Here is an 18,775-nt window from a genome sequence, read left to right as displayed (position 1 = left end):
AACCTGCCCGTGAACCGCAAAACAGTGCTGCGCACGGTCATTTGGGATGCAGGATGGAACTCGCGTTTTCAGCAACTGGTGCAGGATTCGAACTTGCGTTCGGCGACCGCGTCGTGCTGCGCCACAGCGAGGCGTGTCCGGCGCTGACATTCGCGCGCGGGAAACCCGATGTGACGATGGTGCGCGGCAACTTTCGTATCGGTGACGCACCGTATGACCTGATCACGCCGACCGACTGGCGCCGCGATGGCGATACGATCGTGATGAGCAATGGCGGAACCGAAATCGCCCGCGTCGCCATGACCGCCAAGGGCCTGGCCGTGACCGCCAGCGACGCGGCGCATGACCGCCTGTGGCTGCATCTTTATGCCGATACGCACGAAACCGTGTGGGGCGGCGGCGAACAGATGAGCCATTTTGCGCTGAACGGACGGCGTTATCCGATGTGGACCAGCGAGCCCGGCGTGGGCCGTGACAAGACCACCGCGCTGACGCAGACGATGGACGCAGACGGCATGGCGGGCGGCGATTACTGGAACACCAATTATCCGCAGCCGACCTTCCTGACCTCGCGCTGGCTGGCGGTGCATTGCACGACGACATGCTACAGCGTGCTCGATTTCACCGATCCGTCACGCCACACGATCGAAGTGTGGGACAATACTGCGCAGATCGTGCTGTTTGCCGCCGGCGGGCCGCGAGACCTGATCGGACAGCTGTCGACATATTTCGGCCGCCCGCGCGCGTTGCCCGAATGGGCGATCGGCGGCGCGATTCTCGGGCTCAAGCAGGGGCTGGACAGCTTTACCCGCCTCGACACGTTCATCGAGGCAGGCGCCGCGATTTCCGGGCTGTGGTGCGAAGACTGGGCGGGTGTGCGTGAAACCAGCTTTGGCCGCCGACTGTTCTGGGACTGGACGTGGAGCCGCACCCGCTATCCCGACCTGCCCGGCCGCATCCGCGCGTTGAACGCGCGCGGCATCCGTTTCCTGGCGTATGCCAATCCCTACCTGGCGATCGACGGCACCCAATACGGCGAGGCTCTGGCCGGCGGCCATTTGTGCCTGCGCCAGGATAGCGACGCGCCGTATCACGTCGATTTCGGCGAATTCGATTGCGGGGTGGTCGATTTCACCCGCCCGGAAACCTGCGAATGGTTTGCCGATCGCGTGCTCGGGCGCGAAATGCTCGACATCGGCATTGCGGGATGGATGGCCGATTTCGGCGAATACCTGCCTGTCGATGTGCGCCTGCACAGCGGGATCGACGCGATGGCCGCGCACAACGCCTGGCCGGTGCTGTGGGCGCAAGTCAACGACCGCGCGCTGGCCTTGCGCGGGGCGCAGGGCGACACACTGTTTTTCATGCGCGCGGGGTTTTCGGGCGTGTCGCAGCATTGCCCGCTGTTGTGGGCGGGCGACCAGTCGGTCGATTTTACCCGCCACGACGGCATCGGCACGGTGATCACCGCCGCGCTGTCGGCGGGCCTGGTCGGCAATACGTTCAGCCATTCGGATTGCGGCGGCTATACGTCGCTCCACGGCAATGTGCGTACGATCGAGCTGATGCAGCGCTGGTGCGAACTGGCGGCCTTCGCGCCGGTGATGCGCAGCCACGAGGGCAATCGGCCCGATGATAATCTGCAATACGACAGCACGCCCGAACTGCTGGCGTGTTTTGCGCACTGGAGCCGGGTGCATGCGGCGCTGGCGCCATATACCCGTGCGCTGTGTGCCGAAGCGGTGGCGACCGGCCTGCCCGCACAGCGCCCGCTGTTCGTGCATTATCCCGATGACAAGGCGCTCTACCCGATCCAGGATGCGTTTCTGTACGGCGCCGATCTGCTGGTTGCGCCGGTGATCGAGCAGGGCGCGACGGCGCGCGACGTGGTCCTCCCCGGCGAACGACCATGGCGCCATCTCTGGTCGGGAACCGATTATCAGCCCGGCTCGCACACGGTGCCGGCACCGATCGGCCAGCCGCCTGTATTCTACCGCCCCGACAGCGCGTTTGCCGACCTGTTCGCGTCCCTTCTTGCCCCCCTCTCCTTCGGGGGAGGGGCTGGGGGTGGGGCCTCTCCCCACTCGCCGAGCCCGCATGACGCGTCGAACGTAACCGAGAGGCCCCACCCCAACCCCTCCCCTGAAGGAGAGGGGCTTTGGTTGCGCGATCTGGACGCTCGTGTGAAAGTTCCACAATGACCGATCGTTCCAACATCCGCGACGTCGCCGCGCTCGCCGGCGTTGCGGTAAAAACCGTCAGCCGCGTGCTCAACGGCCACCCCTACGTCAGCGCGCCGATGCGCGAAAAGGTCGAGCGCGCGATGGCGGAGCTCGAATTCCGCCCGAGCGTCGCCGCGCGCATCCTCTCGGGATCGAAATCGAACCAGATCGCGCTGATCTATGACAACCACAGCCCCTATTACATGTTCCAGATCCAGACCGGATGCTGGGAATGCTGCAAGGCCAACGGCATCCGCCTGCTGGGCCAGCCGGTCGATGTGACCGACCCCGATGTCGGCGAACAGGTGCGCGGGCTGGTCAGCGAAACGCATGTCGATGGCATCGTGCTGTCGTCGCCGGTGACGGACTGCGTGCCGGTTCTGCGCGCGCTCGATGCGCTCGATATCCCGTTCGTGCGGATTTCGCCGGGTACCAACCATGCGCTGACCTCGTCGGTGTTCATGGACGATGCGCAGGCCGCCGACGATATGACCACGCATCTGATCAACCTGGGCCATCGCCGCATCGGGTTCATCAAGGGGCATCCCAACCACATGGCCAGCGACGACCGGCTGTTCGGGTATCGCCGCGCGCTCGATCGTGCCGGCATCGCGTTCGAGCCGCAGCTGGTCATGCCGGGCGCGTTCGATTTCGAAAGCGGGATGGCCGCGGGCGCCTTGCTGCTCGATCTGCACAATGCGCCGACCGCGATCTTTGCCGCGAATGACGACATGGCCGCCGGCGTGCTGGCGGTTGCGCACGGGCGCGGGCTCATCCTGCCCGAGCAATTGTCGGTCGCAGGGTTCGACGATACCACGTTGGCGCGCACCGTCTGGCCGGCGCTGACCACGATCCATCAGCCGATGGCCGATCTGGCGCGCACCGCGACCGAAATCCTCATTGCCGGCGGCGATATCAACCATCGCCGCCTGCCCCACACCCTGGTCGAACGCGCTTCCGTCGCGCCGCCTGCTCCTCTCAAGAACTCCGGGATATAGTCATGAGCCTTTTGCCAATAGCGCCAGCCTACCGTCAGCTTGGATCATCGGGCCTCGCAATCTCGCCGATCGCCTGGGGCATGTGGCGCCTTGCCGATGACGGCGCCACTGCAGCCGATGCGTCGAAGTTGATCCATACTGCGCTCGACGCCGGGATCACGCTGTTCGACACCGCCGATATCTACGGGTTCGACGGCACCGGCGGGTTCGGCGATGCCGAAGCGCTGCTGGGCGAAGTGCTGCACGCAGAGCCTGCGTTGCGCGGCCGCATGGTGCTGGCGACCAAGGGCGGCATCGCCCCGCCCTCGCCCTATGACCAGAGCCCGCATTACCTGGCCAAGGCGATCGACGCCTCGCTCAAACGGCTGCAGACCGATGCGGTCGACCTGTGGCAGATCCATCGCCCCGACATCCTGGCGCATCCGCACGAAGTCGCGCGCGCGCTCGACAACGCGGTGATGGCGGGCAAGGTGCGCGCGCTTGGCGTATCGAATTTCACGATGCCGCAAGTCGCCGCGCTCAACCATTTCCTCGACCACAAGCTGGTGACGACGCAGCCCGAGATCAGCCCGCTGCGCATCGATAGCTTCGAAAACGGCGAGCTCGATCAGGCGATGATGCTTGGCCTGACCCCGATGGCGTGGTCGCCGCTGGGCGGCGGGCAATTGCTCGATCCCAAAACGCCGCGCGGCATCGCGGTCGCCGCTGCACTCGATGCGGTGGCCACTCCGCGCGGCATCAGCCGCAGCGTCGCCGCCTATAGCTGGCTGATGGCGCATCCCGCCGGCATCGTGCCGATTATCGGATCACAAAACCCTGCGCGCGTCGCCGAAGGCGCCGCCGCGGGCGCGGTGCAGTGGAGCCGGACCGACTGGTACGCGGTGCTCGTCGCCGCACGCGGAGTGAAACTGCCATGACCGGACAGGAATGCGAAATCGCCTGGTTTTCCGCGCTGTGCGACGATGACTACGAATTCCTGGGCGTGCCCGATGCACAGCTGAAATCGAGCTGGGAGCATTGCCGCAATATCGTGATGCGCGCCGAAGAAGGCGGGTTCGACAACATCCTGCTGCCGTCGGGCTATAGCCTGGGGCTCGATACCACGGCGTTTGCCGCCGCCGTCGCCACGCAAGTGCGGCGGATGAAACTGCTGTGGGCGACACGCATCGGCGAAGACTGGCCGCCGCAACTGGCGCGCCGGATCGCGACGCTCGATCGCATCCTCGGGCCCGATGCGGCGGGCACCGGCGGGCGGCTGAACGTGAACATCATCTCGTCGGAAATGCCCGGCGAAAAGATCGCCTCGGCGGCGCGCTATGCGCGTGCGACCGAGGTGATGACCATCGTGCGCACGCTGCTGAATGGCCAGGCGCTCGATCACGAGGGCGAATTCTACCAGCTGAAGCTCGAACCGCCGCGCGTGACGACGATTTCGGGGCGCGCGCCCGCGTTCTATTTCGGCGGGCTGAGCCCCGATGCGCGTGATTGCGCGGCACAAGGCGCCGATGTCTATCTGATGTGGCCCGACACGATGCCCAATGTGCGCGAGATCATCGCCGACATGACCGCGCGCGCAGCCACCTATGGGCGCACTTTGCGCTTCGGCTACCGCGTGCATGTGGTCGTGCGTGAGACCGAGGACGAGGCGCGCGCCTATGCCGACCGCCTGCTGTCGAAACTCGACGATGCCGCCGGCGCGGCGATCCGCCAGCAATCGCTCGATGCGAACAATTTCGGCGTGCAGCGCCAGGCGGAATTGCGCGGAGCCGCTGGTGGCGACGGGTTCGTCGAGGACAACTTGTGGACCGGCATCGGCCGCGCGCGATCGGGCTGCGGCGCGGCGATCGTCGGCAATCCCGACCAGGTGCTGGCCAAATTGCGCGCATACCAGGCCGAAGGAATCGAGGCGTTCATCCTGTCGGGATACCCCCACGCGCAGGAAGCCGACCTGTTCGCGCGGCATGTCCTGCCGCATATCCACCACGGGCCGCTGACGTTTTAAAATCCTCCCCGGCACGGGGAGGGGGACCGCCCACAGGGTGGTGGAGGGGCGGTGCCTCATGGAGCAACCTTCGCGATGACGCACCCGCTCAAGGTGCAACTATGCGAGCTGCGCACCATGAGGTCCCGCCCCTCCACCACGGCTTCGCGTGGTCCCCCTCCCCGATTCGGGGAGGATTTTGCGTCTGGACAACTCCGCTGCGTTTCCCCATAGCTTTGTGCATGAACCGCTCCCTGGCCCTAACCCTGCGACTTATCCGCCCTTGGGCGTGAGCTGACGCGTCGGTATGCCGCCGCGTGACGGCGCCCAGGGGATTGCACACATCACAAGGCCGGCAGCGCGCACGTCGCCCGGCATTGTATTTGCAACATTCAGGTTCCAGAGCACGCACCCATGACCATGCTGAAAAATCCGTCCGTCAAATATCGACCGTTTCCGCAAGTGCCCTTGCCCGATCGGCAATGGCCGAGCCGGACGATCACCAAAGCGCCGCGCTGGCTGTCGACAGACATGCGCGATGGCAACCAGTCGTTGATCGACCCGATGGATGCCGAGAAAAAGGCCCGCTTTTTCGACCTGCTGCTCAAAGTCGGACTGAAGGAAATCGAGGTTGGTTTTCCCAGCGCCGGCGCGACCGAATATGATTTCATCCGCGGCCTGGTCGATCAGGGACGCATTCCCGATGATGTGATGGTTCAGGTGCTGACCCAGTCGCGCGCAGACCTGATCGCGACCACGTTCGAAAGCCTGGCCGGCGCAAAACAGGCGATCGTGCATGTCTACAATGCGGTATCGCCGCTGTGGCGCGACGTGGTGTTCGGCATGAGCCAGCCGCAGATCATCGATATCGCGCGCGCCGGCGCCACCGGTTTGCGCGATCAGGCAGCGCGGTTCCCGCAGACCGACTGGCATTTCGAATACAGCCCCGAGACGTTTTCGACAGCCGAGCTCGATTTCAGCATCGCCGCGTGCGAGGCGGTGATGGAGATCCTGCAGCCGACGGTGGAAAAGCCCATCATCCTCAACCTGCCCGCGACAGTCGAGGCGGCAACAGCCAATATCTACGCCGACCAGATCGAATATTTCTGCCGCAACCTGCCACATCGCGACCGCGCGGTGATCAGCCTGCACACGCACAACGATCGCGGCACCGGTGTCGCCGCGGCCGAACTGGGCCTGATGGCGGGCGCCGACCGTGTCGAAGGCTGCCTGTTCGGCAATGGCGAGCGTACGGGCAACTGCTGCCTGGTGACGGTCGCGCTCAACCTATATACGCAAGGTGTCGATCCCGAGCTGGATTTTTCCGACATCGACGACGTGATCCAGACAGTCGAATACTGCAACCAGCTGCCGGTGGCCGAGCGCCATCCCTATGGCGGCGAACTGGTGTTCACCGCGTTTTCGGGCAGCCATCAGGACGCGATCAAAAAGGGCTTTGCCGCGCAGGAACGCCGCAATGACCAGATGTGGGCAGTGCCCTACCTGCCGATCGACCCGGCCGACCTGGGCCGCAGTTATGAAGCGGTGATCCGCGTCAATTCGCAGAGCGGCAAGGGCGGTTTCGCCTGGGTGATCGAGCAGGACCAGGGGCTGAAATTGCCCAAGAAAATGCAGGCCGATTTCAGCCGGCATGTCCAGGCGCTGGCCGATGAACTCGGCCGCGAATTGCATGCCGACGATATCTGGACAGTGTTCCGCAAGGCGTACCGGCTGGACGATCCGCAGCATTTTCAGCTGGTCGATTACGAGGAAGCCAAGGCGCATGACGGCACGCGCGTGTTTGCCGGCAAGATCGCGGTTGCCGGGCAGGTGCAATCGGTCAGCGGGCGCGGCAATGGGCTGATCTCGTCGGTGGTGGCCACGCTCGGCGAACATTTCGGCATCACGATCGATGTGCGCGACTATTCCGAACACGCACTGACCGGCGGCAGCGATGCGCGCGCGGCGGCCTATGTCGAATGCGTGACCGGCGACGGCCGCGTCGTATGGGGTGTGGGTATCGACGAAGACGTTGCCACTGCCAGCGTGCGCGCGGTCCTTTCGGCGGCCAACGCGGCGCGGGGGTAATGATCGGGGCGCCCGGCCGATCGGGCCGGGCGCGCCGATTGACAAACCGCACCCCACGCGGCTAGCATTTTAATCGTCTGCTTAAACCGACGAAAGACCTTCCATGCCGCTGCCCAAGCTGTTTGCCAATCTGCGCCTGCCGGTGATCGCCTCGCCGCTGTTCATCATTTCCGGGCCCGAGCTGGTCATCGCGCAGTGCAAGGCCGGCGTGGTCGGCAGTTTTCCCGCGCTCAACGCGCGCCCGGCCAGCATGCTCGACGAATGGCTGCACCAGATTACCGAGGAATTGGCCGCGCACAATCGCGCCAATCCCGATCGCCCGGCTGCGCCGTTCGCGGTCAACCAAATCGTGCACAAGACAAACAACCGGCTGGAAGCGGATATGGCGCTGTGTGCCAAATGGCAGGTGCCGCTGCTGATCACGTCGCTGGGCGCGCGCGAGGATGTCTACAGCGCCGCGCATGGCTGGGGCGGAATCGTGCTGCACGATGTGATCAACAACCGCTTTGCGCACAAGGCGATCGAAAAGGGCGCCGATGGCCTGGTACCGGTGGCGGCGGGCGCCGGCGGGCATGCCGGGGTGCAATCGCCGTTTGCGCTGATGCAGGAAATCCGGTCGTGGTTCGGCGGGCTGGTCGCGCTGTCGGGTGCGATCGGGCATGGCCGGTCGATCCTGGCGGCGCAGGCGCTTGGCGCCGATTTCGCGTATATCGGCTCTGCCTGGATCGCAACCGACGAGGCCCGCGCCATCGAGGGGTACAAACAGGCGATCGTGGCATCGGGCGCCGATGACATCGTCTATTCCAACCTGTTTACCGGGGTGCACGGCAATTATCTGCGGTCATCGATCGTCAACGCCGGGCTTGATCCCGACCAGTTGCCGCAAAGCGACGCATCGCAGATGAGCTTTGGCTCAGGCGGCAACACCGACGCCAAAGCCTGGAAGGATATCTGGGGTTCGGGCCAGGGCATCGGCGCGATCAAGTCTGTCGCCAGCGTGGAGACCCGCGTGGCGCAGTTCGAAACCGAATACCATGACGCTATCACCGAACTGGCCGCCAACAGCGAACCCTTCCGGTTCTGATTCTCACCCGGTAACCGGCTCGGTTTCGCGCCACAGCATTTCGGCCATGCGGTCGAGATGGCTGTAATCGAGCGCCGGATCGCGGCTGCTCAGCCGGGTGCCGCGCCACCGCGCCGGATCGAGCAGGCGCACGCGCAAGGCGCGCTGCAACAGGTCGATCCGCATCAGCGCCTCGACCTTCGCGCCCGCATTGCGCCGTTCGCGCCGCCGTTTCTGCCAGCTGGCCTCGATCTGACCCATGCGTTCGATCACCAGGTCGTTGTATGAATGGTGCGGCCCGCGATGCAACGGCAGACCCAGCCGAACCGCCGTCTCTTCGGTCGCGGGCAGCAACAGGCCGTTCCGGTGAAAGTCATGGAATCCCACGCTGTCGGACCCGATTTCCTCGATCAGGCTGGCGACGCTGCGCACATCGAGCAATTGCCGTGGCAGCAGGTGGTGGCGTTGCAAGCCGGCACAATATCCGGCGCAACCCGGTATATTGACGGATCTGAAGGGTAGCGCCGCACGCGGCGCCTTCACGGCAAAATCATTTCGTAGTCCCCCCAAGGGTTACGGGACTAGGCTGGCGTGCACTTGTAAACAAACCCTTGCCGGAATCAGCATCGGCCGGGTTGGTACCATATCGGTGTTAAAGAGTGCGTGCGAGCACCGCATCGGAGCCTGCAGGTTCGAGGTACACCGTGCCAAATCCGGGCAATTCGACTGTTTGCGGGGAATCGATACGGCCATGCGCAACCAGCCAGTCGGTCAGCCGGATCGCCCCGCGCGCATCGGTGTCGCGCACCACGCCATTCCTGCCGGTCAAGACGAATTCCTGCCCGATGAAATAGGCAAGGCCCCGGCTGGTAAAACCCTCGTCCGACCGGGAAAGCGCGGTTAGCGCAAGGGCAGGGAAAGGTCCGCCGTTCAACCAGATGCCGACCGCCTCGGCAAACCACGCCGGCGACATCGCCATGCGCGCGGGCAGCCAGGCGATTGCGCGCACGCCGGGCAAATCCGCCAGCGTGATGACCAGACCCGACAACACGCGCATGACCGGCAGCAATCGGGCCGCGCCTGCCAGCTCCGCGCCGGGGCTCAATGTCACCAGCGCTTGATCGGCGGCGGCAAAGCCGGCGGGCAAAGTGATGCCTTGCAGCGGTGTATCGATCCGCCGGGCTGTTGCAGGCGCAAGCCCCTGGCAATCGAACGCCAGGCCGTCGCACAGCAATCGGGCGTGGCCCCCGACGCCACCGTCATCCATGACCCGAAACGCCCGGCCCAGCGACAGCGCCTGCAGATCGGCCAGCACGGGGCGCGCGTCCGGATCGAACAACAACGCTGCCACCGGCACGCCGGCAGCGCGCCCTGGCGGACGGTTTGCCGCGCCCGGCACGCGCCGGTCTTTACTGTTGCGGTCTTGGGCCCCTGTCATTTCCACCCCGGCGTCATCGTTATCCTGCTGTCATCGTCCCGGTTGGCGGCCCCGTCCACCGCCTCACCCCATCGAAACGCTGCTGCACAGATTACTCCAAAAGGGTCAGAAAATACCAAGATGCAAGCCCATTGCGACAGATCGCCCCAAATCCCGGCATCTTTGCAAGTCGTTACGTTGCACCAGCTTGGGGGCAAGGATCGCCACCGGGGTGTCGGCACCCGTCCGCACGATCAGCGATGGCGCGACCCGGCGCAATCGCCAGCCGGTTGCAATGCGATCGATCTGTGCCTCTGCACCCTGCCCCGCGTTGCCCGCCGCAATCGCGCTGGCATAACCGCGCCCTTCGATACGGCCCAGCAGCGGGTAATAGCAGCGATCGAAAAATTCCTTCATTTCGCCGCTGATTGTCCCCAGGTTTTCAGGGCTGACGAACAGGTAGCCTGCCGCTGCCAGCATATCGCCGGGCGTGGCGTCACTGGCGCGCAGACTGCGCGCGGCGCTATCCTGGTCCTCATGCGCACCGGACAGGGCCGCTGCGGCCATGGCCTGTGCTGCGCCGGTCCGACTGTGCCACACGATCAACAGGCCGGTGGCTGCCACAGAATTATCCACAGGTCGCTCCACAATCGATCCCCCGACTTATCCACAGTCGATACCGGCAAGCCTGCGCCATGGCCAACCTCCTTTTGCTTCGCGCCGCGATCGTCTAGACGCAAAGGCATGGTCCATTCCAACCCGCTCCCGTTTTTTCCGATCCTTTGCGCATGATCCCGGTTACCGCGATCGACCGTTCGTTGTCCGGCCAGGCCTGGCGCTGGCGCGGCGGCAACATGGATTTCGGCAATGCTGCGCCGCACCTGACATCGGGCGACGATCTGGTCGATCAACTGCTGCTGTCGCGCGGAGTCGACCGGTCCGAGCTCGAACGTCACCGCCGCCCGACCTTGCGGGAATTCCTGCCCGACCCTTCGATCTTTCGCGACATGGACAAGGCCGCGGCGCGGCTGGCCGATGCGATCACCTCGCGCGAGGCCATCGCGGTCTATGGCGATTACGATGTCGACGGCGCGACCAGCGCGGCGCTGCTGATCCGGTTCCTCAACCTGTGCGGTACCACCGCGCGCGCCTATATCCCCGATCGCCTGCTCGAAGGCTATGGCCCGACTGGTGAAGCGCTCGTCCGGCTCGGCACAGAGGGCGCCAAACTGGTCGTGACGGTCGATTGCGGCGCGATGGCGCACGATGCGCTGGCGATGGCCGCGCGCGCCGGGGTCGAAGTGATCGTGGTCGATCATCACAAATGCGCCGCCGAATTGCCGATGATGGTCGCGCTGGTCAATCCCAACCGGCTCGATGAAAGCGACGAGGCCGCAGCGTTCGGGCATCTCGCGGCGGTCGGCATGGCCTTTTTGCTCGCAATTGCGACCGCACGCGAATTGCGCCAGCGCGGGTACTTCGGCACGAATGCGCCACCAGACCTGATGGCGCTGCTCGATCTGGTCGCGTTGGGCACGGTGGCCGATGTCGCGCAATTGCGCGGGCTCAATCGCGCGCTGGTCGCGCAGGGGCTGAAGATCATGGCCCGGCGCGACAATGTCGGGCTGGCCGCGCTGATCGATGCCAGCCGCATCAATCGCCAGCCGACCTGCAGCGACCTGGGCTTTGCGCTGGGGCCGCGCATCAATGCGGCGGGGCGGATCGGCGACAGTTCGCTGGGCGTGCGGTTGTTGACGACCGATGATCCCGATGAAGCGGCGGCAATCGCGGCACAGCTGTCGACGCTGAACGATGAACGGCGCGGTATAGAACAGGTCGTCCAGGAGGCCGCCGAGGCCTGCCTGGCAGCGGCGGGCGACACCTGCGTGCCCGTGCTGGCCGGCGCAGGCTGGCACCCCGGGGTGATCGGCATTGTTGCCGGGAGGATCAAGGAAAAGACGGGCAAACCAGTGCTGATCATCGCACTCGATGCCGACGAGGCCGGGCATGGCAAGGGATCGGGGCGGTCGATCGCCGGCGTGGATCTGGGCGCGGCGGTGATTGCGGCGCGCGCTTCCGGCCTCCTGGTGGCGGGCGGCGGGCATGCGATGGCCTGCGGGCTGACGATCGCGCCGGGGCAGCTCGATGCCCTGCGCGCGTTCCTGAACGAGCGGCTGGCGCACGATGTCGCGCACGCGCGCAACGCGCAGACGATGCTGCTCGACCTGTCGCTGGCGCCCGGCGGCCTGACCCCCGATCTGGTCAATTCGCTCGATGCGGCCGGTCCGTTCGGGATCGGCTGGCCCGGGCCGCGCGTGGCGATCGGCCCGGTACGGCTGATCAAGGTGGATATGGTCGGCACCGATCATGTGCGCATGGTCGCCGCGGGCAACGACGGTCGTTCGTTCAAGGCGATCGCATTTCGCGCTGCGCCGACCGAATTGGGCCAGGCGCTGCTGAACGCTCACAAGGGCCGCAAGTTCTGGCTGGCCGGGCGCGCAAAGATCGACGATTGGGCAAGCCGCCCCGCCGCCGAACTGCACGTCGAGGACGCCGCGTTCGCAGACTGAAAAACAGTGTACCAAAAGTGTCATGACATTGGGCGACAGGGGGGGTTGACGACCCGGGTAAGAGCCAATAGAGGCGCGGACCTGCCCCGCAGCACCAGCGCCAGTCGCTGATCAGGAGGCCCCATCGTCTAGCGGTTAGGACGCGGCCCTTTCACGGCTGAAACACGGGTTCGATTCCCGTTGGGGTCACCACCTTTGGCAGTGCAGCGCGTCTTTGGCGATACGCCCGAGCCGCACCGGCGGCCCCTTCGTCTAGTGGTCAGGACGCGGCCCTCTCACGGCTGAAACACGGGTTCAAGTCCCGTAGGGGTCACCACTTTTCACAAAAGTGAGAAATGCGGGTATTTGCCAATATATCTCGATTTGTTAGCTTCCCATTGGACATGCTTTGGCGATGGTCAACAGCCGGCACGACATGAATAAGCTCGCCATTTTATTGCGAGTTTGGCGAATCGTACGCTGGGCGGGAGTCGGAGCTAGGTGCCTGATAATGTGCTTTGAAAAAATCGGTCCATATGCATTTAGCCGTGGCGACCTGGTCGCCGCGTCACTTGCGATCTCATTCGTGACCGGAGCCAAAGCAACTCGTATAAAAACCGGTCTGATAATGATCGTCGGCGCGGTTGTGGCCATTATCGGAGCGGCGACCAGTGATCTGCCGATGATTTTTATGGCTATTGGGGCATTAACTGGAATGTTCGTTGGAGGGCCTGCACTCAGATCACGAAAACGCAGCAGAAACATTTACCTGTCTTATGATTCCGAGGGGTTGGTGGCCGAAACGGACAATGTTCGAACATTATACAAATGGGCAACAATACAATCCTATAAGCCCATCGGCTCAAGGCTTTTTATCATGATCAGTGATGGCTGCGCACTTGTGATTGCAAATCGCTTCACAAATGCTGCAAACATGAAAAAGCTGATTGAGACGCTCCAAAGCCGGCATGCCGAATAGTCCGGTGACGCGTTGAGGATTGCGAGCGGAACTTCCCGGAAATGTACGACTTCTTGGTGTGGGCGAGTTTGCCAACGCCATTTATCGTTACATGGCTCGTCAGCGCGACCGGCAACCGCGCAATTCCCGGCCTGTGGCTGAGCCTGTCAGCCTTGATCAGCCCGATCTCGGTCGTAACTGATTAGGCACCGACATCGCGCTTAGCTCGACATCAATCCGGCCGCCTGCCATGGCCGCATCATGGATCTGCCGTCGATCACCTGGAACCCGCTGCTGATCGCCGCCGCCATAGCCGGCGCAATAGCCCTGTTCGGCACGATCACCGACTACCGCCACAGTCGCCGGCGTGATCTCGACCGGGTCAGCCTGGTCGCCTGGGGCAAGGTTTCGATCTTCGCGATGATCATCGCGATCGCGTGCCTGGCGCGGGGTTTGCACGCGGCGTTTTGAACAAAGGCCTTTGGCGCGCTTCTTTGTCCAAAATCAGTAACCTGGCGCTGGTACGCCGACTGACCTCCCTGTAACACTGCGCCCGGTGATGAGCACAAATCCTGCAACCCTGAACGCCCCCGCGAACACCCCCGGCATCCTGCCGGGGCTGCCGCGCGTGCCATGGGTCGGCGTTGTCATTGCGTTGATCGCGGGCGCAGGACTGTTGCTGGCGGGCGTCGGACTGCTGGTGACCGGCGCTGTCGTGCTGGCCTGGCTGGCCAGTTTGTGGTCCGTCCGCCCCGAAACCATCGTCGAAGTGCGCACCGTCGAAGTCGGCAGCGTATCGCGGCTCGCGATGATCGACCTGCTCGAACCGTTCAGCGTGCCCATGCTGATGCTCGACGGGCAGCGTATTGCCGCGGCCAATGCCGCCGCACGCACCGAACTTGGCAATCATATCGTCGGCCAGGATGCGCGCGTCGCCTTGCGCCACCCCGAGGCGATCACGCTGCTCGATATGCGTGAGGGCATCGTAACGGTGCGCGGGCTGACCGGGCCGCGCAGCATCTGGCAGGTGCGCCGGGTGGCGATGGACGACCGGTTTTCGCTGATCGAGCTGGCCGACAAGACCGCCGAAGCCGACATCAGCCGCGCGCATACCGATTTCGTCGCCAATGCCAGCCACGAATTGCGCACGCCGCTGTCATCGATCATCGGGTATATCGAAACGCTGGCCGATCCCGATGCGCGGATCGATGCCGCTACGACTGCGCGCTTTCACGCAACGGTGCTGCGCGAATCCAAACGCCTGCAGCATCTGGTCGAGGACCTGATGTCGCTGTCGCGGATCGAGGCCGAAAAGCATGACATACCGCGCGATCTGATCGACCTGGGCCAGATGGCCGCCTCGATCGGCGGCGAAGTCGGCGCGACCGTGGGCGAAGATCGCATTGTGATCGTCACCGAGCCGGGCACCGTGCTGGGCGATCGCCAGCAACTGGACCAGGTAATCCGCAACCTGGTCGACAATTCGATGAAATATTCCGACGCCTCGCGCCCGGTCGAGCTGAGCGTCGTACGTCGCGGTACCGAGGCCGTGCTGAGCGTGACCGACCACGGCGAAGGCATCCATGCCGATCACATCCCCCACCTCACCCGCCGGTTCTATCGCACCGATCCCGGCCGCAGCCGTGCCGCCGGCGGCACCGGCCTGGGTCTGGCGATCGTCAAGCATATCGTCGAGCGCCACCGCGGAAAGCTCGACATCACCAGCAAACAGGGCGTGGGCACGACCGTTACCATTCGACTTGCCCTGGTGGATTAGGCCCTGTCCCGGTTTACGAACAGCTTTGTGCAGCAGCGGACCTGCCAGGCCGGCGCGGCCGCATTGCCTATTGCGCGCAAAGGCCGCACGTTTCAGTACGCACGTTCAACACGGATAGGGCCCCATGGTCGCTGAACACACCGTCAAGGCATTCGATGAGGACATGACGCGCCTGCGCGGGCTTGTTGCCGAAATGGGTGGCCTGGCCGAGCTGTCGATTTCCGAAGCGATGGACGCGCTGGTGAGTGGCGACGAGGATCTTGCCGCGGGCGTGATCGCGCGTGACAAGCGGATCGACGCGCTGGAAAGCGAGGTTGATCGTCTGTCGGTGCGTGTGCTGGCGCTGCGCGCGCCGATGGCAGAGGATCTGCGCGAAGTGATCGCCGCGCTGAAAATTGCGGGCGTGATCGAGCGGATCGGCGACTATGCCAAGAACATCGCCAAACGGGTGGGGCATATCGAAGGGCGCAAGCGGTTCGAGCCGTTGACGCTGCTACCGATGATGAACGAACTGGCGGGCGACATGGTGCATGATGTGCTGACCGCCTATGCCGCGCGCGATCCGGTCGCCGCCGCCGAGATCGTGCAGCGCGATGCCAAAGTCGATGCGTTCTACGACAGCGTGTTCCGCAATTTCGTATCGTACATGGTGGAAAATCCGGCCACGATCAGCAGCGTGGCGCAATTGATGTTTGTCGCACGCAATATCGAACGCATCGGCGACCACGCAACCAATATCGCCGAAATGGTACATTTTGCGGCAACCGGCACCTATTTGCCCGAACGCGAAGACGTGCCACCCCCGGCCTGAGCCACGACTTGATACAAATTGGCACAATGGCGCGTAAGCCGGGCTGGCCAGTCATGACATCGTAACACTATTGGTGTCTGCGCGAGATGCCGGCAGGGGACGGTACCCCGATCCGAATGAAGGAATTGACGCGATGTCCGCGCCCAAGCTGCTCCTCGTCGAGGACGACACCGCGCTGGCCGAGCTGGTCGAATATCGCTTTCGCGGCGAAGGGTACGACGTGCGCACCACCGACGATGGTGACGAAGCGCTGCTGCTCGCGGCCGAAGATACGCCCGACCTGGTGCTGCTCGACTGGATGATCGGCGGGACCAGCGGGATCGAAGTGTGTCGCCGCCTGCGCCGCCAAAAGGCCACCGCGCATGTGCCGATCATCATGCTGACCGCGCGCAGCGACGAGGATGACCGCGTGCGCGGGCTGGAAATCGGTGCCGACGATTACGTGACCAAGCCGTTTTCGCCGCGCGAACTGATCGCGCGTGTCGGCGCGGTGCTGCGCCGCGTGCGTCCCGCGCTCGCGGGTGAGACGATCACCGTGGGCGACCTGTCGCTCGACCCGACCGCGCACCGCGTAACGCGGCGCGACGAACCGATCAAGATCGGGCCGACCGAGTTCCGCCTGCTGCGCCATTTCATGGAGCACCCGGGCCGGGTGTTTTCGCGCGGGCAACTGCTCGACGCGGTATGGGGCAGCGGCAGCGACATCGAATTGCGCACGGTCGACGTGCATATCCGCCGGCTGCGCCAGGCCATCGCGATCAACGGCGCGGCGGATCCGGTGCGCACCGTGCGTTCGGCGGGGTACGCGCTCGAGGGCGTGTGATTTTGGCTGGATAAGCCGACACACGGCCCCCACCCACGTCATCCCGGACTTGATCCGGGATTGTGCTGCCTTTTCCAAGCTCACTTGTAACGCACACCCCCCGATCAAATCCGGGGTGACGAATGACGAGGGCCCAGTCCGCTTAACCAGCGGTCTTGGGCGCCCCCAGCCACGGCGCGATATCCAGATCGTCCACGGTCACCCACTGGTGCACGTAGTTTGCGTAATACAGCCCGAACATCACGATCGCGAGCACCGTCGTGCGCAGCAAAAACGCACGCGGGCGGAAATTGCCCGGTGCGCTATGCACCTGGCCAGGCACTTTTTCCAACCCGAGCTCGTCATGCGTGCGAATGCCGAACGGCATCACCAGGAATGCCGCCAGCACCCAGAACAGCGTGAAAATCGCGACGATCGAAGTCCAGCGCATGGCTTAATGCGTACGCAGCATGACCTGGACCATCGGCTTGCGCCCGATCCAGCGTTGGCCGCATTTGCGGATCGCCGCGCGCACCGCCTCGGTAATCGCATGGCGATCGCGGCGCTTTTCGCCCTTGAGCCGGGTGACGGCTTCGGCCGCATCCACTTGCGCTTCGGCGACAAAGGCATCCATGTCTTCATCGAGCGGAATGCCGAGCGTGGCGACTTCGACCGGCGAGACCTGCTTGCCCTCGGCATTGACCGCCAGGGCAACCGTGATCACACCCATTTCACCAAGCTTGCGCCGTGCTGACATCGTCGGACCGTCGGCCGGCGCGATGATATCGCCATCGAGCACGAAGCGGCCGTTACGCACGCTCTGCACCTTGTGCGGGCCCTTGGGCGCAAGCCGCACCAGATCGCCGTTTTTCTGCAGGATCGCGCGCGGAATGCCCTGCTCCAGGCCCAGGCGCGCCTGTTCGTCCATGTGGCGCAGCTCGCCATGCACGGGGACGAGGATTTCGGGGCGGATCCATTTGTACAGCTCGATCAGTTCAGGCCGGCCGGGGTGTCCCGAAACATGGATGACCGACTGCCGATCGGTAACGACCCGCACGCCTTTGCCGACGAGCGCGTTGTGAATGCGGCCGATCTGCAATTCGTTGCCGGGGATCTGGCGGCTGGAAAACACGACGGCATCGCCTGATTCCAGCTTGATCTGATGCGAATCATTGGCGATGCGCGCCAGTGCGGCGCGCTGTTCACCCTGGCCACCTGTCGCCAGCACCAGCAGATTGCCGCGCGGCACATCCATCGCGCGATCCAGTGGCACGATCGGCGGCAGGTCCTTCAGGTACCCGCTGGCCTTGGCCGCGCCGATGATGCGATCGAGCGAACGCCCGGCGACGCACAATTGCCGCCCGGTCTGCTGTGCAACCCAGCCCAGCGTCTGCAGCCGCGCAACGTTCGAGGCAAAGGTGGTCACGACCACGCGCCGGCCCTTGAGGCCCGTTACGGTTTCCAGCAGGCCGTCGCGCACCGCGCCTTCGGACCCGGAAGGCTTGTCGTTGAACACGTTGGTCGAATCGCACACCAGCGCAAGCACGCCCTCGTCACCGATGGCGGTCAGTTCGGCCGGGGTTGCCGGTTCGCCGACCTGCGGCGCATCGTCGAGTTTCCAGTCGCCGGTGTGGAACACCCGGCCATAGGGCGTATCGATGACCAGCGCGTTGCCCTCTGCAATAGAGTGCGCCAGCGGCACATAGCGGATATCGAACGGCCCCAATGACAGGCTGCCGTTGTTCTGGATGACGTTGAGCTTGACCGTCTTGTCGATGCCCGCCTCGACCAGCTTTTCCTTGACTAGGCGCGCGGTGAACGGTGTCGCATACAGCGGCACGCCGAGGTCTGCGGCGAAATAGGGCACCGCGCCGATGTGATCTTCGTGTGCATGGGTCAGCACGATCCCGATCAGGTCATCGAGGCGGTCCTCGATGAATTCCAGATCGGCAAACACCAGGTCGACGCCCGGGTACCACGGATCGGCAAATGTCATGCCGAGATCCACCATCAACCATTTGCCATCGCAGCCGTAGAGGTTGACGTTCATCCCGATTTCGCCCGAGCCACCGAGCGCCAGAAACAGCAATTCTTTTCCAGGCTTCACGT

General features: G+C 64.3%; 17 protein-coding genes and 2 tRNA genes. 14 read left to right on the top strand and 5 right to left on the bottom strand.

Annotated elements, in window-relative coordinates:
- Positions 1-53: 53 nt before the first annotated feature.
- The 6 genes from ACOOE2_RS08365 to ACOOE2_RS08340 all read left to right on the top strand — a co-directional run bounded on the left by ACOOE2_RS08365 (position 54) and on the right by ACOOE2_RS08340 (position 8,373).
- A complete protein-coding gene (locus tag ACOOE2_RS08365) occupies positions 54-2,201 on the top strand; it encodes an alpha-glucosidase (protein ID WP_420382555.1) in 2,148 nt (715 codons plus the stop codon).
- Entirely contained in the window at positions 2,198-3,220 is a 1,023-nt protein-coding gene (locus tag ACOOE2_RS08360; protein ID WP_420382554.1) for a LacI family DNA-binding transcriptional regulator, read from the top strand. The genes ACOOE2_RS08365 and ACOOE2_RS08360 overlap by 4 nt, the downstream gene beginning before the upstream one ends.
- Positions 3,221-3,222: 2 nt before the next feature.
- Positions 3,223-4,137: an aldo/keto reductase gene (locus ACOOE2_RS08355; RefSeq protein WP_420382553.1), complete on the top strand. Its 915-nt coding sequence runs from the start codon at positions 3,223-3,225 to the stop codon at positions 4,135-4,137.
- Positions 4,134-5,222 carry an LLM class flavin-dependent oxidoreductase gene (locus ACOOE2_RS08350; protein WP_420382552.1) on the top strand — a complete coding sequence of 363 codons (1,089 nt, stop codon included), beginning with the start codon at positions 4,134-4,136 and terminating at the stop codon, positions 5,220-5,222. The genes ACOOE2_RS08355 and ACOOE2_RS08350 overlap by 4 nt, the downstream gene beginning before the upstream one ends.
- Positions 5,223-5,615: 393 nt before the next feature.
- On the top strand, positions 5,616-7,289 hold the full coding sequence (gene leuA / locus ACOOE2_RS08345; protein WP_420382551.1) for a 2-isopropylmalate synthase: 1,674 nt from the start codon (positions 5,616-5,618) through the stop codon (positions 7,287-7,289).
- Positions 7,290-7,392: 103 nt separating this feature from the next.
- Positions 7,393-8,373, top strand: a complete 981-nt coding sequence (locus tag ACOOE2_RS08340) for an NAD(P)H-dependent flavin oxidoreductase (RefSeq protein ID WP_420382550.1) — start codon at positions 7,393-7,395, stop codon at positions 8,371-8,373.
- 3 nt (positions 8,374-8,376) lie between these two features.
- Here the strand turns inward: ACOOE2_RS08340 and ACOOE2_RS08335 are convergent, their stop codons facing one another.
- The 3 genes from ACOOE2_RS08335 to ACOOE2_RS08325 all read right to left on the bottom strand — a co-directional run bounded on the left by ACOOE2_RS08335 (position 8,377) and on the right by ACOOE2_RS08325 (position 10,336).
- Positions 8,377-8,823, bottom strand: a complete 447-nt coding sequence (locus tag ACOOE2_RS08335; protein WP_420382549.1) for an AHH domain-containing protein — start codon at positions 8,821-8,823, stop codon at positions 8,377-8,379.
- A gap of 181 nt (positions 8,824-9,004) precedes the next feature.
- A complete protein-coding gene (locus ACOOE2_RS08330) occupies positions 9,005-9,751 on the bottom strand; it encodes a hypothetical protein (protein ID WP_420382548.1) in 747 nt (248 codons plus the stop codon).
- Positions 9,752-9,895: 144 nt separating this feature from the next.
- Positions 9,896-10,336, bottom strand: coding sequence for a flavodoxin family protein (locus tag ACOOE2_RS08325; protein ID WP_420384579.1), 441 nt, complete (start codon positions 10,334-10,336; stop codon positions 9,896-9,898).
- Positions 10,337-10,557: 221 nt separating this feature from the next.
- Here ACOOE2_RS08325 and recJ point away from each other — a divergent pair, with 221 nt between their 5' ends.
- The 8 genes from recJ (at position 10,558) to phoB (ending at position 16,687) form a co-directional block, all read left to right on the top strand.
- Complete coding sequence (gene recJ / locus ACOOE2_RS08320) at positions 10,558-12,339, top strand: single-stranded-DNA-specific exonuclease RecJ (protein ID WP_420382547.1); 1,782 nt, start codon at positions 10,558-10,560, stop codon at positions 12,337-12,339.
- Between the two features lie 117 nt (positions 12,340-12,456).
- Positions 12,457-12,531 (top strand) — tRNA-Glu (locus tag ACOOE2_RS08315).
- A gap of 49 nt (positions 12,532-12,580) precedes the next feature.
- Positions 12,581-12,655: transfer RNA gene (locus ACOOE2_RS08310), tRNA-Glu, on the top strand.
- Positions 12,656-12,727: 72 nt separating this feature from the next.
- Positions 12,728-13,297 carry a hypothetical protein gene (locus ACOOE2_RS08305; RefSeq protein ID WP_420382546.1) on the top strand — a complete coding sequence of 190 codons (570 nt, stop codon included), beginning with the start codon at positions 12,728-12,730 and terminating at the stop codon, positions 13,295-13,297.
- Between the two features lie 240 nt (positions 13,298-13,537).
- Entirely contained in the window at positions 13,538-13,747 is a 210-nt protein-coding gene (locus ACOOE2_RS08300) for a hypothetical protein (protein WP_420382545.1), read from the top strand.
- An 88-nt stretch (positions 13,748-13,835) separates the two neighbouring features.
- Positions 13,836-15,053 carry a sensor histidine kinase gene (locus ACOOE2_RS08295; RefSeq protein ID WP_420382544.1) on the top strand — a complete coding sequence of 406 codons (1,218 nt, stop codon included), beginning with the start codon at positions 13,836-13,838 and terminating at the stop codon, positions 15,051-15,053.
- A gap of 124 nt (positions 15,054-15,177) precedes the next feature.
- A complete protein-coding gene (phoU, locus tag ACOOE2_RS08290) occupies positions 15,178-15,864 on the top strand; it encodes a phosphate signaling complex protein PhoU (protein WP_420382543.1) in 687 nt (228 codons plus the stop codon).
- Positions 15,865-15,997: 133 nt separating this feature from the next.
- Positions 15,998-16,687, top strand: coding sequence for a phosphate regulon transcriptional regulator PhoB (gene phoB / locus ACOOE2_RS08285; RefSeq protein WP_420382542.1), 690 nt, complete (start codon positions 15,998-16,000; stop codon positions 16,685-16,687).
- A 142-nt stretch (positions 16,688-16,829) separates the two neighbouring features.
- Here phoB and ACOOE2_RS08280 read toward each other — a convergent pair whose 3' ends face one another.
- Together ACOOE2_RS08280 and ACOOE2_RS08275 are read right to left on the bottom strand one after the other, a co-directional pair.
- Positions 16,830-17,117 (bottom strand): DUF1467 family protein, encoded by a 288-nt coding sequence (locus ACOOE2_RS08280; protein WP_420382541.1) that lies wholly within the window; start codon positions 17,115-17,117, stop codon positions 16,830-16,832.
- Between the two features lie 3 nt (positions 17,118-17,120).
- A complete protein-coding gene (locus ACOOE2_RS08275; RefSeq protein WP_420382540.1) occupies positions 17,121-18,773 on the bottom strand; it encodes a ribonuclease J in 1,653 nt (550 codons plus the stop codon).
- Between the last annotated feature and the right edge of the window lie 2 nt (positions 18,774-18,775).

Source organism: Novosphingobium sp., from assembly GCF_965214355.1.
Lineage (GTDB): Bacteria > Pseudomonadota > Alphaproteobacteria > Sphingomonadales > Sphingomonadaceae > Novosphingobium.
This window is presented reverse-complemented; position numbering and strand designations above follow the sequence as displayed.

What these genes read in the sequence shown, in the direction of transcription:
- ACOOE2_RS08280 (WP_420382541.1), bottom strand. Translation starts at nt 17,117, where the DNA reads ATGCGCTGGACTTCGATCGTCGCGATTTTCACGCTGTTCTGGGTGCTG.
- phoU (WP_420382543.1), top strand. Translation starts at nt 15,178, where the DNA reads ATGGTCGCTGAACACACCGTCAAGGCATTCGATGAGGACATGACGCGC.
- ACOOE2_RS08355 (WP_420382553.1), top strand. Translation starts at nt 3,223, where the DNA reads ATGAGCCTTTTGCCAATAGCGCCAGCCTACCGTCAGCTTGGATCATCG.
- ACOOE2_RS08365 (WP_420382555.1), top strand. Translation starts at nt 54, where the DNA reads ATGGAACTCGCGTTTTCAGCAACTGGTGCAGGATTCGAACTTGCGTTC.
- recJ (WP_420382547.1), top strand. Translation starts at nt 10,558, where the DNA reads ATGATCCCGGTTACCGCGATCGACCGTTCGTTGTCCGGCCAGGCCTGG.
- ACOOE2_RS08350 (WP_420382552.1), top strand. Translation starts at nt 4,134, where the DNA reads ATGACCGGACAGGAATGCGAAATCGCCTGGTTTTCCGCGCTGTGCGAC.
- ACOOE2_RS08295 (WP_420382544.1), top strand. Translation starts at nt 13,836, where the DNA reads ATGAGCACAAATCCTGCAACCCTGAACGCCCCCGCGAACACCCCCGGC.
- ACOOE2_RS08325 (WP_420384579.1), bottom strand. Translation starts at nt 10,336, where the DNA reads ATGGCCGCAGCGGCCCTGTCCGGTGCGCATGAGGACCAGGATAGCGCC.
- ACOOE2_RS08300 (WP_420382545.1), top strand. Translation starts at nt 13,538, where the DNA reads ATGGATCTGCCGTCGATCACCTGGAACCCGCTGCTGATCGCCGCCGCC.
- ACOOE2_RS08340 (WP_420382550.1), top strand. Translation starts at nt 7,393, where the DNA reads ATGCCGCTGCCCAAGCTGTTTGCCAATCTGCGCCTGCCGGTGATCGCC.
- ACOOE2_RS08360 (WP_420382554.1), top strand. Translation starts at nt 2,198, where the DNA reads ATGACCGATCGTTCCAACATCCGCGACGTCGCCGCGCTCGCCGGCGTT.
- leuA (WP_420382551.1), top strand. Translation starts at nt 5,616, where the DNA reads ATGACCATGCTGAAAAATCCGTCCGTCAAATATCGACCGTTTCCGCAA.
- phoB (WP_420382542.1), top strand. Translation starts at nt 15,998, where the DNA reads ATGTCCGCGCCCAAGCTGCTCCTCGTCGAGGACGACACCGCGCTGGCC.